Genomic DNA, 16,196 nt, shown 5'->3' with positions numbered 1-16,196 from the left:
GTGCTCCCGAGGACGTCGCACGCGCGTGGTGGCGGGCGGCCCTGGAGGTCGGCCTGCCGTCCGGCGCGCTCGCCGCCGCCGACTACTTCATCATCTCGCCCTCCCCGACGAGGGTGGCTGCCCCTGGCCCGGCGCAGTGCCGAACACACAGGCGCCCGCTCGGCGTACTCGGCCCGGGGCGGGGTGCCCTACGCGAGGTCCTCCACCAGGGGGCCGGATGGTCGCGCCGCCGAATGCGCCGGAGAGCTTGTTGGGGGGTGCGCCCGGGAATCTGCGGACGATTTTCAGACATCCCGCGAGGGCCCATTTCGGGGTGCATTGACGTGATACGCGCATTTCAGTTGAGACTCGCAGCCGCCTCCTCGAAGGCGGCTAGTGCTGTGACCGCATAGGTTCACCGGCTTGGTGAAGCGTCGGCGGGGCGGGCTATGGTCCCGGCATGAACGACGCTGAAGTCGCCTCGCTCTTGGCCGGATGTGTTCGCTGTCCATACCCCGGGGTGTGGCAGGCCTCCCCTTTTGTGGAACGCATGGTCGACGGCGCGAGGTATGCCCTGGTCGCCGTCGACCCAGGGCTGAGCGCGCTCGTCCTACGGCGTGATGACGACTCGCTGTGGTGTCTCCCGGAGGGCGGTGTTCCTCAACTGGTGAACTCCAGCGTTGAGGCGTTTGTTGCCTTCAACCACGCTTATGAGGAGGCCGCTGCTGAGGCTGCTGCATACGAGGGGCCCGGTGACGGTCTGAGCGAAGACGAGACCGTGGACCTGGCCGAGCAGGCCGCCGACGCGCTCACTGAAGCGTTGCTGAAGCGATTCGAGTTCCTTGACGCTGAGGCCGTTGCCGACGAGAACTCGTTCTGGCACATCGGGGCTGAGGAACTGGGCTACGGCATGAGTGTGTGACCACGTAGAACATCGGGGCAGGCTGCTCAAGCTGCGATTACCAGGGGGTGTCCGCCCCAGCGGATGCCCTTTTCGCTGCGGATGCGGGCGCGTTCCTTGCACTGGGCGGCGAGTACGTCGGGGTGGCGAGCGTTCTTGTTGCGCCAACGGAGGTAGGCATGCAACGACCGGGTCTGCGCGGGGTGGCTGCGGTGGTGGGAGTTGGCCAGGGTGAACTGCCGCAGCGGGCCGAAGTGGGCCTCGATCGGGTTGGCCCAGGAGGCGTAGGTCGGGGTGAAGCACAGCTCGACCTTGTTCTTCTTCGCCCAGCGGCGAATGTCCGCGCCGGTGTGAGCGGAGAGGTTGTCCAGGATGATGTAGATCGGGGCGCCACCCGGGCGGGCGGCGCGGATCGACTTGAGCGCGGCCAGGGTGTTGGCGGTGCCTTTGCGGCGGCGGTTGACGCCCCACAGCCCGTCGTCACCGACGGAGTAGCAGCCGTGGAAGTAGGTGACGCCGTGGGTGCGGCGGAAGGTCGCCGGTAAGCGATTGGGCCTACCCTGCTTTGCCCAGCAGGAGCCGGCGGTGGGCCGGATGCCCAGGGGGCCGAACTCGTCGAAGGCGAAGACCCGGTCCGGAAAGTGCTCCAGCACGTGCTCGATGCGGTCCAGCTTGGCCTCGCGTTCGGGATCGGGCGACTCTTTCCAGGTCTTCGTGCGCTGGAAGGTGATCCCGCGGCGCCGGAGCAGGCACCGTAACGTTTCCCGGCCGATCCGGATCACGCGTCCGTGTACTTTCCGCAGGTAGGCGGCAAGTTTGCGGATCGACCAGCGGGTGAAGGGCTGGCCGAGCTTGGTGGGGCGGGTGGTGGCCGTCTGGATGACGAAGTCCTCGTCGTCATCGCTCAGCAGGCGGGGACGGCCTCCCGCCCATTGAGGGTCCAGGCAGGCCAAACCCATCTCGTTGAACCGGTGGATCACCTCCCGAACGGTGTCCTCGTCGGCCTGGACCAGCTGGGCGATCACCGGGACGCGGTTCCCGCCGGCCGAGGCCAGCAGCATCATCGCGCGTCGATAGCGCACCGAGCTGGTACTGCCCCGACGCACGATCTGCTGCAGCTTCTGTCCTTCCTGGTCGGTCAGTCGGCGTACTCGGACAGGCTCGGCCACTCGCACCTCCAGCGATCGAAAGGGACGTGACCGCCCATCCAACCGCCCCAGCCACGAACCCGGCGAACCTTCCCGGTCAGAGCACTAGCGCGGCGAATGCCCTCGTACAGCGCGGCGTCTTCCGGCGGGTCCGGTAGCGGTCCGCGGGCTGGGGCCTGGAAGGACCGGATCATCCACACACGAGGCGGCGTCAGGCGTCCGGCGCAGCATCGCCGGTGGCGCTGGGGTGCCGGCGTTAACCATTAGGAGCTGGACGAGATCCCGGCTGGTGAAGTCCTCGCGCAGCTGCCCGCTGTTCTTGGCGCCGGCCGATGAGCTCGAGGAAGCCCTGGTACGCCTGGGCGCGGAGTGCTTCCGGCGCCTGGGCGTCGGGAAAGCTCGTGGTCATCATGTCGGCGAAGCCCCGGTTGGCGGCCTGCATCGCACAGACCTCCCGGATGTAACCGCTGAAGCCGTCCCACGGGTCCGGGTTGGCCAGGGCCTCAGCCTGATGACGATGCACTTCGCCATCGCCGGCCGCGAGCACGAACTGGCCTACCTCCGGGTCCGCGACAGCACCGAAGAGCCCGGGCGGATGGGCCCCCGCTCCAAGGTCATGCGCTGTTACCGCGAAGAAGACGACGGCTTCGAGGAGAACGCCCTGCACGGGCTGCTGTAGCACGGCGGGGCAGGTCACCTGAGTTCCCCGGGCTACCCCGCACGTGGATGCGTTCAGGTTCACTGTTCGCCATGACGAGTACTCGATGGTCGCCTTGATCACTGTCAAGGGGCCGGTCATCTTCCAGCCATTGTTGTAATGCAATCTTGATTGCTTATGTGCGGTCGTGTTGGGATCACCGATCATGGCGCGCGCCGCCCACGGTGCCGCCGGAAAGGGTGATCGTGACTGTAGAGATCTACTCCACCGACACCGACTCGGGCCAGATCAGCGTGATCCGCAAGGAAGGCTCGACCTACCGCACCGTCAAAGAGATCCCGATCGGCAACGCCCCGCGCGGTGGGGTGAAGTTCACCAAGGACGGCCGGGGCTTCGTGTCCAACACGAGCGCGAACACCGTCTCCGAGCTGGATGCCCTCAGCCACCGGGAGGTCACTCGCATCACGGTCGGGTTCGGCCCGCGCGGCCTGGGAATCGTGCCCGGCGAGCACTACCTCCTGGTATCCAACTCCGGTTCGAACACGGTCTCCATCGTGGACCTGGAGAGCCGGCAGGAACTGCGTCAGGTCGCGGTCGGCCGCGACCCGCGGCACATGATGGTCACCGCCGACGGAACCGCCGCGTACGTCTGCATATGGGGCTCCAGCTACATCGCCAAGCTCGACCTCAGCGGTCTCGCCGACGGTAAGCCGGAACTGGTGCGGGAGGTCGCACGTATCCAGATCGGTGAGAACCTCCACCCCTACAGCCTCAACTTTGACCGCACCGGTACCCGCGCTCTGGTGGCGTGCAACACCGGCGCCGTCGTGCCGATCATCGACCTGGCCACCGACACCGTGATCGCCAAGGCCGAGACGGAAATCGACGGCTGCCGGGCGATCGCGTTCACACCGGACAACAAGTACGCTCTGGCCACCCTGGAGCGCAACAACACCATCGCGGTCATCGACCTGGGTACCTACCGGGTCACCCGGTCCATCCCGACCGGTCCCGGCCCGCGCGGTATCGCTATCGATGATGCTGACGAGACCCTGTACGTCTCGGCGTTCGCGCGGAACACCCCGTTCGCCCCCGAAGACGACCACCCGCAGATGGCGCATTCGGTGACGGTGCTCAGCATCAAGGACATCGATCTGGCCGACGCCGGTGCCGCGGTGCCGTTCGAGGAACTGCCGGTCGGGTTCGGCCCGTGCAGTGTGGCGGTGTTCAACACCGAGAAGGCCGGCTTCGCGGCCGACAAGATCGACACCGCGGTCGCCAACCTCGGTACCTCCGTGGCGAGCTGACCCGCAGCCCCTCCCGTTCTATCCTTGCCCGGCTCCGCGGACGTGTCGCGGGGCCGGGCCCCTTGTCTCCCACAGGAGAGGTTCATTTCGTGCCCCCCGCTGTCCGTTTCCTTCCCTCACACCCGTGGGCCCTGGTCCCCGAGCAGCAGCGTGTCGATCGCGCCAGCGCGAAAGCCACGAGTGGCCTGTACCGGGAATCGTTCCGATACGTGCGTGCCGAACGGCGCCCGGAGCACTGCGCCCCGTGGGTGATGGGGCAGGAGCTGGGATGGCGGATCCCGAGCCCCATCGACGTCACGCTCAGCCCGCTGGAGCAGACTGAGCTCAATCCAGGCGACGATCCCCGAGCTGCGGCACAGGCCGCGGCACGGGGAGAGCTGTGGACGCGGGAACGCTCTGCGCTTGCGGTGGATCGTACGAACTGGCTGCACCTGTACCAGTTCCGCACGGAGGCAGGCTGGGAGAACATGTTCCTGCCCAACGGCGCCGGAAGCATCGAGTGGCACCTGGGGTGGAACGCCGAGATCCCAAAAGGGTACTTCCTGCTGGTCGCGCCACTGGAGTCCGGGCCCGAGGGCCTGGAGATCCCCACGGGGGTGATCTCCAGCACCGTGTGCGGGCGCATGAGCGCGGGCCAGGGATTCGGTATCGCCATCCGCCCCAGGAGATCGGTCACCATCGAGCGGGGACAGCACATCGCGCGCCTGATCCTCCTGCACGCCGACAGCCTTCAGGCCACCAGCACCATCCAGAACGCGGACACGACGGCGGCAGGTGAGGCTGGTGCTTGAGCTGACCCTCGCACAGGCCAGGTCCCTGGCCGTGTGCGCCCAGGGCCTTCACGCCCCGGAGGCGCCCCGCCGTACTCCGGCGGAGGTGCTGGATGCACTCGGCTGCATCCAGATCGACACCATCAACGTCGTGCGGCGCTCCCACGAGCTGGTCATGCTCGCTCGTGGCGTTCCCTCCGAGGCAGCCGGCGCGTTCGCCTCTCACCAGGACAAGGCGGCCTTCTTCGAGTACTGGTCCCACGCCGCCGCCTTCACGCCGATTGGCCTGTGGCCTCTGTTCGCCTTCCGTCGCCGTCGCATAGCAACTCGCGGCTGGCAGGGCCCCGCTGTGGACCCGCAAGCCTGCGCTGATGTGCGGAGTGCGGCTCTGGATCGCGGCCAAGTCACCATCAGTGACCTCGGAGGAATGACCGGTGCCGGATGGGACCGCAGTTCCCCTCACAAGTGGGCGGCGGAATGGCTGTGGGCCATCGGCGAACTCGTGTGCGTACGCCGCCAGGGCTGGAAGCGCGTCTACGAACCCGCCGAGCAGGCCCTACCGGAACACCTTCGCGCGACCGAGCTCGATGACGACACGTGCCTCCAAGGCTTGATCCGCATCGCCCTTCGCAATCTCGCCGTGGCCACCACCGAGGACGTCGCCGACTACTTCCGCCTCCCCGTCCCTCAAGTCCTTGCGCAGCTGGAACGGTTGCCTGAGGTGCGGCGAGTGTCGGTCGAGGGCTGGCCCGACGACACCTGGACGCACGACAGCCTCCTTGAACAACAAGGAACGGTGGACGAGGAGAGGATCACGCCTCTGTCCCTGTTCGACTCGCTGATCTGGACCAGGCCCCGGATGCGCCGGCTGTTCGGTGTCGAGTATCTCCTTGAGGCGTACAAGCCCGCCGCCAAACGCGAATGCGGTTACTTCGGCATGCCCGTCCTGGCCGGGGACCGCCTTGTCGGCCGCGTCGCGCTCCGCGCCAGCCGCAAGAAGGCTGTGATCGAAGGGGCCCAGGCCGTCGATCCGTCGTGGGCACCTGCCGTCCACACCGCCGCCCACACCGCCGCAGCATGGGCGGATGCCATCCTCATCCCGGAGACACCGTGACCCCGCCCACCGGTTATCTCACCATCCTCCGCACCCGTGGCGTCCCTCGGGGCCTGCTGGCGGGTTTCACCTCGCGCCTCTCCGGAGGCATCGTCCCCTTCGCCACCATCGTGGCCTGTTCCCAGGCGTACGGCGGCTTCGCCACCTCCGGCATCGCCTCCGCCGCGTTCATGCTCTCCGGTGCGCTGCTCGGCCCCACACGAGGTCGCCTCGTCGACCGGCACGGATGGCACGCCCTGCTGGTCGGGGCCTCATGCCACGCCTTCTTCCTCACTCTGGCCGCACTGGCGATCGGCCGCTACCCGGCCTGGTCCACGCTCCCCCTGCTGGCCGCTGGCGGCGCAATCTCCGCACCCGTCACCTCCAGCGTACGCACCCTGTGGTCCCGCCTCGTGCCCGACAAGCAGTCTCTTCAACAGGCGCACACCCTCGACTCGATTCTCGAAGAGATCACCTTCGTTATCACCCCCCTGATCACCGTCGCCGCGACCACCGTGCTCCCGGCACGCGCGTGTATCGCCCTCGGCAGCTGGTGCCCCCTGCTCGGCGTCGCTCTCCTCTACAAGCGCATCACCCGAACTCCCAGCGGATCATCCCCCGCGCCCTCGAACGCCGCCTCTCCCCCCGTCCAACGAGCCCCTCGACAACGCTCGTTGATCCTCACCAGGGAAGGACAAGGCGTGATCACACCCCTGATCATGCTGGGGCTGGTCGGCGGCAGCCTCAATGTGCTGCTTCCTGCCACCGCCGCTCAGCACGGGCACATCACCTCGGCTGGATACCTCTTCGCTCTCTTCTCCGTAGGCGGCGTCATCGGCGGACTCACCTACGGAAAAATCCGCTGGTCCAAACCACTGCGCCTGCGCTACACCGCAGCAGGCACTGTCTTGGCCGCCGCAACCGCGCTACTTGCTCCAGCGCTGGGCACTCCCGCCTCACTGCTGGCAATACTCCTCGTCGGCCTCCCCCTCACCCCCATGTTTGTGATCGGATACCTCCTTGTAGACGAACGTCTCTCCCAACGGCAGACCGAGGCCAATGCCTGGCTCGGCTCCGGGTATGACATCGGCTCGGCGGCCGGAGCAGCCGTCTGTGGTTGGCTTCTCACACAGATGGCCCCACGCCCTATCACCCTTGGACTCGCCCTCGTCGCCTCTCTCGCCGCTGTCTGCGCACTCCGACTCACACCTCAAACCGCGTCGGAGAAGACCACAGCGGCAGTACCGAGCACAGCCGCCACTGAATAGCGGCAACCCCTTTGACTCATCTCCCACATCGGTATCTGCCGTGGCGCGATCAGGGTGGCTGCCGCCAGCTGGTCGAACTCGCAAGGCGTCGAACGGGCGCCGGCCGTCCGCAGGACAGGTTGCTGCTGGACATCACGGGCTGAGCGCAGAATGGACCGACACCGGTGCTGACGGACCCCGTTCAGGCCCGGCGACCGGACGCTGCGCGACCCACGCCCGGACGACCTCGACCGCTTCGGCTGGTTTGACGACAGCCTCTGACTTCGTGGTCGGGCTAGCCAGCACTGCCGAAAGGTGCGACGTCGCCAGGGGAGAGGTCGGGGCGCGGGCGGTGCCAGCGGGCGGGGTGCCGCCATCGGCCGGTGCTGTCGCGGGCGATGGCGACGTCGGCTTCCACGACGAGCTCGGGAAGCCGACCGCAGCGCCTAGATTCGGTACCTGTGCCCCGACCCGGGGCGGTCCGCACGCCGTGCCGGGAGGCCGGGGAATGTCCGGCGGGCGGGCGTGGTTATCGAGAGCGTGGTGGTGAAGGGGACTGTGTCCCCGGGCCTCATCTATTGCCTGCGGGGACGATCGTTCGGCTGAAGCCCCGCAGAGCCTTTCGCCGCGTAGGCGACCACCCTTTCACGACCACACCCTTCACGGGTTCAGCCCCGCCGGCGGCCACGCCGGCCGGGGCTGTTTCCTGTCCGGGGCGAGGCCCGTGACGGGGGTGGGGTGCGCAGCGTTGCCACGGTCGTGGACGGTTATGAGGACCTGGACCTGGACGAGATTGAGTGCGCGCCGGTGGAGACAGTGGGTGAGCGGTTGACGGGGTGGTTCAGCCGTAACGGGCCAGCTTGACCGCGGAAGCAAGCAGGATCACGGCCCGGGCGGGGATGAGTACCAGCTCTGAAGAACACGATCGAGCGCTGCCCGGCCTGCGGGTCCCCATGTCGGCTTGCCGCCAGGAAGGCCCCGGTCGCCGTTCTGACCCATCAGCATGAGGAACAGGCTCTTCAGAGCAGCCAGCCCGCGGGCGCGCCGGATCGTCCCCTCGTCCGCATGCGCGTATGCGTCGAAGAAGCGTGAGACGGCGCCGTTGGGAAGGATGACCCATGCGGCCGCAAGGTCCCACGCCGGATCGCCGGCGAACATGGCGTCGAAGTCGATCACGCCCGAGAGCGTCCCGTCCGAGACGACGACGTTCGCGGGATGAAGGTCGCCATGCACCCACAGCGGCGGGCCCTCCCACTCGGGCGCCGCGACGGCGTCGTCCCAGACGGCCCGGACATCGTCGGCCAGGTCGTCGGGGACGACGGCGTGGAAGAAGTGGTCGAATCCGTCCGTGCACTTCTTGGGGTGGTCGCCGCGGTCCTCACTGATCGGCGCGTCTTCGGGCGCCTCCACATGGAGCGCTCTGAGGAAGCCCGCCAGGGTGTCGGCCGCGTGGTCGCCGCGGCTGATGGAGGTGTAGTCCAGTGGCTCGCCGGGAACCCACGTCATGACGGCCCAGGGTTTCGGGAAACGCGCGGATGGTTCACCGATCCGCACCGGGTTGGGCACCGGAAGCGGCAGGCGCGGGGCCAGGACGGGCAGCCACCGGCACTCCTTGCGCAGGAGGTCCGGGGCGCCTTCTGTACGCGGCATGCGCACAGCCAGGTCGTCTCCGAGGCGCCACATTTGGTTGCCCCACCCGCCCGCTACTTCGCGGATGGTCGGCCCTGCTAGGTCCGGATGCTGCTCCTGCAGCAGGTCATGGACCAGGTCTGCGGTGATCTCGATCTCGGAGTCGGTCATGCGAAGCCACACTACTGGGACAGGATTCTGGCTTCGCTCGTGATCCGCGACTGGCTACTGAACTTGAATGGGTGATGTCGGGTTCGGCTGACGTGCGTCAGCCCGATCGTCCTGCCTTGTCAGCGGCGAGTCGGTTACAGGCGCTCGATGCGGTCAAGGTCGCCAGCGAGAAGGCTCCGGTGGCTGATGGTGAAGTCTCCGTTGAGCAGGGTCTGCCCTTCGCCGTAGTACCTGCCCACAACGGCGGCGGGAAGGAAGGAGCGCAGACTGTGGCGCATGTTCCTGGGGTAGTCGACGGGTTCGCCCCAGCCGCCAGGGGCTTGGTCTGTGGAGAGCAGGACCCAGTGGTCCACGGGCACGGCGGCGTCGAGGTCCGGGGCCGCTCCGGTGTGGCTGTCCAGGGCCGGCACGGTCAACTGGTCGGGGTCGTGGGGCGGGTACCACAGCAGCAAGGGCTTGGCGCGTTGCGTGTCGGCGTTGTCGAAACAGCACACGGCGATGGTGTGGTCAGGAAAGTGGTCGGCGTAGAAGCGCAGGAGGTCCGGGTCGAGGTCCGGGCGGCGGTGCAGCGGCACTTGCCGCAGCGCGGTGGGGACTGCGATGGGGTCGGTGGCCAGGAGCACCGTGTAGACGTCGTGGTCGAAGACCTGGACGGGCTGCGGTTCCGCGCTCATCCACGCGATGTCGTCGGCTCCGGCGGCGACGGGTTCGACAGCGGCGACCATGCGGCGCAGGACGTCGCCGGTGCGCCCAGCGGAGAGGAAGTGCCTGGGGGTGAGCTGCCTGGTGGGCAGGTGCAGCAGCATGGCGTTCGGTCCGTCTGCCAGATTGACGGCGGTGTTCTGGTAGCCCAGGACGTGGATCAGGCCATGCACCGGGTGGTGCTGCCTTCCGCAGTACACGATCGTGCCGGAGAACGCGGCCTCACCTGTCGAGATGCACATGGCGGCAAGGTACCGCTCACCCGTCCGGGATGAGTTCGGTGGCGGCGAGGCAGGCGTCGACCAGGTCGGGGCGGTACTGGATCTGCTTGAGCCTGCGCTTCACGGCCCGGGTGATCTGCCCGAGGTCGACGGCGGCGAGATTGCCGATCTCCCGCTTAACGAGCGACCAGATTCCCTCCTGTGGATTCAGGTCGGGCGCGTAGGAGGGTAGCTGGAAGACGGTGAGCCAGTGGGCGTTCCCGGCGATGAACTCACGCATTCCGGCGGTCAGGTGCAGGCGCACGTTGTCCCAGACCAGCACGATCGGGCCGCCGAGCTGGACGCGGGCACGCACCAGCAAGTCGCGCAGGTCGCGCCAGCCGAAGCCCTTCGGCTGGTCCTTGCGGCCGGTGTACTCGCGGATGGCGTAGATCAGCCGGGACCGCGCGCCGGGCTTGTAGCAGACCATGCCGGCCATGGAGACCCGGCCTGGCGGGCTGCTGCCAGGACCAGCCGTGCCGCTTCAGCAGCCGCCAGGTGCCCTCTACGGTGTAGGAGATGTGGAACAGCCGGCCGATCAGGGTCCTGATCCGGGCCAGCGTCCACCGCTGATCCGCCCAACCGTGCACCAGCGGTCCGTGCTCTAATTCCCGCTCCAGCCGGGCAACCTGAACCTCGGTGAGCCTGGGACGACCCGGCGAGCCCTTGGAGAGCACCCCGGTCTCACCCCGCTCGCGCCAGGCCCGACGCCACCGCTCCACCCACCGTTCGCTCACCCGCAGTGCGGCCGCGATCTGTCGGTTCTTCTCCCCACGCTCGAAGAGCTCGTAACACGATCTTGCGGGCGGGTGCAGGTCAGCCGTAACCGGTACGACGATTGAGCCGTTCGTGAGGACGTGAGCGTCAAGCCGTGGGTCGTGGACGACGAATTGTGGGCGATGATCGAGCCGTTACTGCTGCCCTGGCCCAAGCGGTCGCCTGGACCCAAGCCAGTCCCTGACCGGCTGTGTCTGCAGGGCATCCTGTTCGTGCTCTACACCGGGATCCCGTGGCAGCAGCTTCCGTTGGAGCTGGGCTTCGGCTCCGGGCAGACCTGCTGGAGACGCGTGGAGCGATGGCAGGAAGCCAGGGTCTTCGACAAACACAGCGACCACCAGGACCGCCGCCGGGATGAGCAGCAGCCCCTTAAACGTGAACTCCTGGAAGAACCACCTCACCGCCTTCACGGCAATCCTTTCTCATGCGGGAGGCCTTGAGCAGGCACACCTGCAGCATGGCACGCGATTCTGACAAGTCGCCGGCCTTACGGGGCTGTTGCTGTCCCCCGGGCAGGTGGGCTTGCTGCAGGAGGGGTGCTCAGGAGACACATCGGGGTCTACGCTGACTGCCCTTCTCCCGGATTCGGTTGGGAGCACTGTGGTTGGGGGGTTCGATGGACAGGCGTCTTGAGGCTGGCTGGGTCGAGAAGATCGCGTGGTCGGTAGTGGTGGTCGGGTCGCTGTCGATCCTGGCGTGGGTACCGTTCCTGTACGTCGGGATCCGGCGGGGCAGACGAGCCGACTGGGTCACATTCGGCATCTTCTTCGTGTATATCGTGGCGATGGCGCCCTGGGCGATCTCAACGAGTGATGGCCCTGGTGATCCGGTGCTGGGGACGGTTGCGATCCTGGCGATGGCGGCCGCCGTGTGCATGCTGCTGTTCACGGTGTTCGACAAGCGGGGCACGAAGTTCGATGCGGTCAGCATGGCGCAGCCGGAAGGCCGCCAGTTCTTGCAGTAAACGAGGCGGCCCGGGCGCCGGTCGGCGTGGGCGCCCAGGCCTTCTCGGTGAGCGGGGTGACGGGCCTATTCTGCACCCCCCGGCTGTCGGAGCATTCGTAGCGCCTCAAGCCGCTGGGCAGCGTAATTTGCCTGACATGGATAGCACTTGGGCGGCGCGCGACCTGCCCGTACTGGACGCAATGGTGAAGTACCTCGATGACGCAGCTGGCGCCAGCTTCCCGGAACTCCGGGATATTGCCGAGCTGATCGACCTGGACGTCGTCGAGGTCGGCAAGGCAGCACTGGCCCTTCAGAGCGACGGACTGATTGACCTACAGATGGTCAGCGGTGGCCACGGGGCGTGGTACGTGAGGGCCGTATCCGGTGAGGCCCGGCGGATGGTTGGGCAGTGGCCCACAGCTGAGCAGTTCGTCGACGCAGTTGCCCAGCGTCTTCAGGACGCCGCCGACGAAGAGCCCGACGAAGAGCGCCGCAGCCGACTCCGGGACCTGGCCAGCTCAGCACGTGGTGCGGCACGGGGTGTTTTCGTCGACGTCGCGGCAGCCGTGATCTCTAGGCAGATGGGAGCCTGAGTCCGTGGGTGGGCCAGGGTTCTACCCCTCCCGGGCGCACGGGGGTGCGCGGCCCACCTGGCGCGGGTGCTGCTGTGTGTTGATCGCGTGAATATTGCCCCTTCGCCTGTGACACTCCGGTCGCGCGGGGCGCTGTAGAGAGTGACCCACTGTGGTCGGGCGCCTGCCCTCCTGGGGGGAGGCCCGCGGGCGCCAACGTGCAGGAGTGGGCCAGTTCCCCCCGTGCTGGCCCGCTCCTGCACGCATGTGAAGGTCTGGGCGGCGAGCTTGCAGGCGGACCGGAGCCCTGACAGCGGGCGGCCGCTCGTCAGCCCGCTCGTTCTGCAGGCCAGTCGAGCACGGTCAGCTCGGGCCACTGCTGTCGCCAGCGAGCCGTCTTTGTCTTGTACACCTCACGCGGAGCAAGCACTGGATTGGGCCGGACGACGAGATTGAACACGTCGGCGAACCCGTGCGGTGCATAGACGCGCCACTGCCCATCCCGCTCCAGGCGAACACCCAAGCAGCAGGTAGTAGCAGCGAAGTTGTCGATGGCAGCCTCGGTGGAGGCGTAGGGAGCGCACGCGACGCCGAACTTCTGCTCGTACCAGAGGTGGACACGGGCCTCGTTACGGACCTCGACCTCTGCCGGCAATCCGGCGAAGGCATCGTCGGCGGCCTTGATCACAGCGTCCTCCGCCTCCCACGACAAGTCGTGATCGTCAAAGTAGAAGACGTCGTAGTCCTTGATCCCGCTGGTGGGGTGCCTGTCCGTGACCACGTTCCACACGGTCTGGAACAGGCAGCCTGCCGTCAGGTACCAGCCCGGCAGCCCCAATCGAGCCGTGCGGTTAAGCACCTCCAACAGCACCTCGTTGCGGGACAGCACGGACCTCAGGGCAGCAAGCTGCTCGTCGAGTGGGAGGCGACCAATCACCGCTCATGCCTACCACGCGGCAGACCAACAGAGCCTGCGTACCGCCCGCGAAGCCCGTCTGTGATCTCATTCTGAAACGATCAGTTAGTACTCCAGCAGCGGTTCGTTTTCTGAGCTGCGTTTTCGGTAGTGGCAGCGGCGGGCGACGGAAGAACAGCCCAACCCCGAAGCAGCCCTCGCCCGCGCGAAGATGGCCGCCGCGCTCGACGAGGACCAGGAGCCCGAGCCCGATGAGCCCCTGGAATGGCAGCCGATCTGGAAGCGGCCCCGGAAGCCGAAGTCGAAGGCAGCGAAGAAGCAGGAGCTGCGCAAGCAGCGGCGGCGACTCCAGGACGCCGGGCGCCGCCGCCTCGCCGCCGCGCAGTCGCGTCGACCCCGCTCCCGGCAGAACCGGATCGGCAACGCGGCCGCGCGCCGCGACGCCCGCGCCCTGCTCCCGGGTACGGCACTCCACCGCCCGGCTGTGGTGACGACTGCGCGCCGCCCTCAAGCGCAGCGGTCGCATCCGCGCCTTCGACACCGAGACCGCACGCCTACGGGACATCTTCCGCTCCCAGTACGCCCGACAACTCCCGGCAGTCGAGGACGCGTTCGGCCAGCAGCTGCTGGCCCTGCTCAAGCAACTGGACGCCACCTGCCAGGCGGCGGTCGACCTTGCCACAGCCGCCGAGGCCGCCTTCAAGCAGCACGCCGACAGCGAGATTCTGCTCAGCTTCCCCGGCCTCGGCCCCCTGCTCGCAGCCCGCGTCCTCGCCGAGATCGGAGACGACCGGACCCGCTTCGCCGATGCCAGAGCGCTCAAGTCCTACGCCGGCTCCGCCCCGATCACCCGCGCCTCTGGCAAGAAGCGCTTCGTCGGCCGCCGTTTCGTCAAGAACAACCGGCTCACGCACGCCGGCTTTCTCTGGGCCTTCTCGGCCCTCCAAGCTTCACCTGGAGCGAACGCCCACTACCGACGCCGACGCGAGCACGGCGACTGGCACAACGCCGCCCAGCGCCATCTGCTCAACCGCTTCCTTGGACAGCTTCACCACTGCCTCCAGGCCCGGCAGCCGTTCGACGAACAACGCGCCTTCGCGCCACTCCTCCAAGCACCTGCATGACCCGCAAGCCCGCCCGCCTTCGTCAACAGCACGTCGACAGATCCGAGCTGTCGGGTTCAATCGAAGAGCGATTCCGGGGACCGCAGGCCTAGCCACTGATCGGCGTCCCAGGCCCGGAACCGCTCCACTTCGGTGAACCCCAGCTTCGCGGCGAGGCGCATCGAGGCGGCGTTGGCGGTTTGCGTGGCGAGTACCACCGGCTCACCGGGAAGGACGTCTTCGAGCCAGTCAAGTGCCGCCGCGCACGCCTCGGCGGCATACCCGAACCCCCACGCCCGCGGCAGAAACATGTAGCCGAGATCGACCTTCCCCACGGCAGCAGGGCGACGGTGCTCCGTTGCTCTCCTGAGCAGGATCTGGCCGATCATCGCCCCGTCCAAATCAACGACGAAGCTCCCGGGCCACTGCTCTGGCACTTCGGGCAACTCGCGCTCAAGCTCGGCACGCGGGCGTGGTCCGCCAAGGTAGGTGTGCACATCTGGCGACGCCAACAACTCGATGAACGCCGCACGGTCCCGGGCTTCGGGCTCGTGCAGCACGAGTCTCTCGGTCTTGATCGGCGCAGGCGGCCACGCAACGGGTCCGAGATCATCCATGCCGGCCAGCCAATCAGCAGGCGCGGTAGCGATCAAGGCTCGCGGGCTCTCTTGACTTCTTAGCCCCCTGAGATGTCTTGACCACGGCCGCTACCGGACGCTGTCAGACCGCGGGCAAGGGGATCCCGGGCACGCTGCTCCCTCGATCACCGCCCACCAGGGCGGCCTGAAGCGAAGGAGCCACCGCGATGACCACGCACCGACCACCGGCAGGCGCCCGGCGCGCCCGCCCCGACCACCACTGGGCAAGTCGCCCCGGCCTCCTGCGGCACGCACTTGGGATGCCACTTCGGGACCCACTTTGGTGCCCAGCACCGGGCGGGACGGAAATCCCGCAGCTCACCACGCAGATACGACCGCCCGCCGCGTTGTCACAACCCTCTTCTCTCCTCTTGCACTTGAAAGGAATGTCCGTGGTGGAGGAGATCATCGGGTCCGGGGGTCGGGAGCCCTCTGCGGCCGGGCCGGGCCGGCGCCCGGCCGGTGGCCGCGCGCGACAGGCGAGGGGAAGGGAGCGGGGCTGATGGCGGGGAAGCGGAAGACGAGCCCGGCGGGGTCGACGAACAACCTGCGCGGCGACGTGCTGCGCGTGCTTGGTGTGCTGAAGGTCGCGACCGTCGAACAGATCCAGCAGATCTCAGCCCCGCACCTGAGCTACCAGCACACCGACAAGGCCAAGCCCTCCGAGCGCAAGCAGGCCCGCACCGCTGCGCATCTCGGTGCGCTCTCCGATCTGCGCAAGCACGGCCTGGTGGAGAACGGCGGGAAGACCTCGGGCGGGGACACCCTGCGCAACCTGACGCCCATGGGCCTGAAGGCCGCCTCCTACGAGCTGGGGCGGCCACTGGGAGAGATGGGCGGCCCGGCCCGTGGCGCGGGCCGCAGCGGCGCCTCCCACCCGATGGCCGTCAACGACGTCCTGGTGGGTGAAGGCGGGCGGCGTCCGCTGGCCGTGCTGATCACACCGGGGCAGGCAGGCGACGGGCCGCGGATGATCCCGGTGCGGAGCGCGTCCGTGTGCCGCGCCCGGCCGGCGGGCGTCCTCGCACTCGGCCGGACCACCTCAGCGGCGACAAGGCGTACAGCTCCCGCCCCAACCGCCGCTATCTGCGACGTCGGCAGATCAAGCACACCATCCGCGAGCCCCGCGACCAACGGGCCCACCGGCAAAACCGTGGCAGCAAGGGCGGTCGGCCCGCCGCCTTCGACCGGGCCCGGTATGCCCGCAGGAACGAGATCGAGCGAACGATCAACGCCCTCAAAGGCTTCCGCGCCGTGGCCACCCGCTTCGACAAACGGGCGTACATCTTCCACGGCACGGTGACCGTCACCGCGATCCGGCTGTGGCTCCGCTCCTGAGCCCTGCTCGCTTACTTCCGATTCACCGTGCCTACCGCAGGA

At 67.8% G+C, this 16,196-nt stretch carries 14 protein-coding genes and 5 pseudogenes; 12 read left to right on the top strand and 7 right to left on the bottom strand.

Annotated features, from left to right (window positions below; translation table 11 throughout):
• The first annotated feature begins 439 nt into the window (after window positions 1-439).
• Entirely contained in the window at window positions 440-901 is a 462-nt protein-coding gene (locus AB0L21_RS09310; protein ID WP_365783098.1) for an SUKH-4 family immunity protein, read from the top strand.
• Between the two features lie 26 nt (window positions 902-927).
• On the opposite strand, the gene AB0L21_RS09305 is transcribed toward AB0L21_RS09310, so the two are convergent.
• Window positions 928-2,049, bottom strand: a complete 1,122-nt coding sequence (locus tag AB0L21_RS09305) for an IS630 family transposase (RefSeq protein WP_365783096.1) — start codon at window positions 2,047-2,049, stop codon at window positions 928-930.
• Between the two features lie 496 nt (window positions 2,050-2,545).
• On the opposite strand from AB0L21_RS09305, the gene AB0L21_RS09300 reads away from it, so the two are divergent.
• From AB0L21_RS09300 to AB0L21_RS09280, 5 genes are all read left to right on the top strand, one after another.
• Window positions 2,546-2,707 carry a hypothetical protein gene (locus AB0L21_RS09300; protein ID WP_365783094.1) on the top strand — a complete coding sequence of 54 codons (162 nt, stop codon included), beginning with the start codon at window positions 2,546-2,548 and terminating at the stop codon, window positions 2,705-2,707.
• 224 nt (window positions 2,708-2,931) lie between these two features.
• The gene (locus AB0L21_RS09295; RefSeq protein ID WP_365783092.1) at window positions 2,932-3,993 is read left to right on the top strand and encodes a YncE family protein; all 1,062 of its coding nucleotides are present in this window, start codon (window positions 2,932-2,934) and stop codon (window positions 3,991-3,993) included.
• Between the two features lie 89 nt (window positions 3,994-4,082).
• The gene (locus AB0L21_RS09290) at window positions 4,083-4,784 is read left to right on the top strand and encodes a hypothetical protein (protein ID WP_365783090.1); all 702 of its coding nucleotides are present in this window, start codon (window positions 4,083-4,085) and stop codon (window positions 4,782-4,784) included.
• Window positions 4,777-5,877, top strand: a complete 1,101-nt coding sequence (locus AB0L21_RS09285; protein WP_365783088.1) for a crosslink repair DNA glycosylase YcaQ family protein — start codon at window positions 4,777-4,779, stop codon at window positions 5,875-5,877. The genes AB0L21_RS09290 and AB0L21_RS09285 overlap by 8 nt, the downstream gene beginning before the upstream one ends.
• On the top strand, window positions 5,874-7,124 hold the full coding sequence (locus AB0L21_RS09280; RefSeq protein ID WP_365783086.1) for an MFS transporter: 1,251 nt from the start codon (window positions 5,874-5,876) through the stop codon (window positions 7,122-7,124). The genes AB0L21_RS09285 and AB0L21_RS09280 overlap by 4 nt, the downstream gene beginning before the upstream one ends.
• 861 nt (window positions 7,125-7,985) lie before the next feature.
• On the opposite strand, the gene AB0L21_RS09275 is transcribed toward AB0L21_RS09280, so the two are convergent.
• The 4 genes and pseudogenes from AB0L21_RS09275 to AB0L21_RS09260 all read right to left on the bottom strand — a co-directional run.
• On the bottom strand, window positions 7,986-8,903 hold the full coding sequence (locus AB0L21_RS09275; RefSeq protein WP_365783085.1) for an aminoglycoside phosphotransferase family protein: 918 nt from the start codon (window positions 8,901-8,903) through the stop codon (window positions 7,986-7,988).
• 134 nt (window positions 8,904-9,037) lie between these two features.
• Entirely contained in the window at window positions 9,038-9,847 is an 810-nt protein-coding gene (locus AB0L21_RS09270; RefSeq protein ID WP_365783083.1) for a hypothetical protein, read from the bottom strand.
• Window positions 9,848-9,863: 16 nt separating this feature from the next.
• Window positions 9,864-10,304, bottom strand: a complete 441-nt coding sequence (locus AB0L21_RS09265) for a transposase (protein ID WP_365783081.1) — start codon at window positions 10,302-10,304, stop codon at window positions 9,864-9,866.
• A gap of 58 nt (window positions 10,305-10,362) precedes the next feature.
• Window positions 10,363-10,680: pseudogene (locus AB0L21_RS09260) on the bottom strand (helix-turn-helix domain-containing protein); the annotation flags it as partial.
• 42 nt (window positions 10,681-10,722) lie between these two features.
• Between AB0L21_RS09260 and AB0L21_RS09255 the strand changes: the two are divergent.
• From AB0L21_RS09255 to AB0L21_RS09245, 3 genes and pseudogenes are all read left to right on the top strand, one after another.
• Window positions 10,723-10,968, top strand: a pseudogene (locus AB0L21_RS09255) (transposase); the annotation flags it as partial.
• A gap of 290 nt (window positions 10,969-11,258) precedes the next feature.
• Complete coding sequence (locus tag AB0L21_RS09250) at window positions 11,259-11,606, top strand: hypothetical protein (protein WP_365783079.1); 348 nt, start codon at window positions 11,259-11,261, stop codon at window positions 11,604-11,606.
• A gap of 136 nt (window positions 11,607-11,742) precedes the next feature.
• Window positions 11,743-12,180 (top strand): hypothetical protein, encoded by a 438-nt coding sequence (locus tag AB0L21_RS09245; RefSeq protein WP_365783078.1) that lies wholly within the window; start codon window positions 11,743-11,745, stop codon window positions 12,178-12,180.
• A gap of 307 nt (window positions 12,181-12,487) precedes the next feature.
• Here the strand turns inward: AB0L21_RS09245 and AB0L21_RS09240 are convergent, their stop codons facing one another.
• Window positions 12,488-13,096 (bottom strand): nucleotidyltransferase family protein, encoded by a 609-nt coding sequence (locus tag AB0L21_RS09240; RefSeq protein WP_365783076.1) that lies wholly within the window; start codon window positions 13,094-13,096, stop codon window positions 12,488-12,490.
• Window positions 13,097-13,286: 190 nt separating this feature from the next.
• Here AB0L21_RS09240 and AB0L21_RS09235 point away from each other — a divergent pair.
• Window positions 13,287-13,566: pseudogene (locus AB0L21_RS09235) on the top strand (hypothetical protein).
• Window positions 13,567-14,199, top strand: a pseudogene (locus AB0L21_RS09230) (transposase); the annotation flags it as partial.
• Between the two features lie 56 nt (window positions 14,200-14,255).
• On the opposite strand, the gene AB0L21_RS09225 reads toward AB0L21_RS09230, so the two are convergent.
• The gene (locus AB0L21_RS09225; protein WP_365783333.1) at window positions 14,256-14,795 is read right to left on the bottom strand and encodes a GNAT family N-acetyltransferase; all 540 of its coding nucleotides are present in this window, start codon (window positions 14,793-14,795) and stop codon (window positions 14,256-14,258) included.
• A 919-nt stretch (window positions 14,796-15,714) separates the two neighbouring features.
• Between AB0L21_RS09225 and AB0L21_RS09220 the strand changes: the two are divergent.
• Window positions 15,715-16,154, top strand: a pseudogene (locus AB0L21_RS09220) (transposase); the annotation flags it as partial.
• Window positions 16,155-16,196: the final 42 nt, after the last annotated feature.

Origin of the sequence: Streptomyces sp. NPDC052721 (genome assembly GCF_040678315.1) — a bacterium.
In the GTDB taxonomy this organism is placed as follows: Bacteria; Actinomycetota; Actinomycetes; order Streptomycetales; family Streptomycetaceae; genus Streptomyces.
This window is presented reverse-complemented; position numbering and strand designations above follow the sequence as displayed.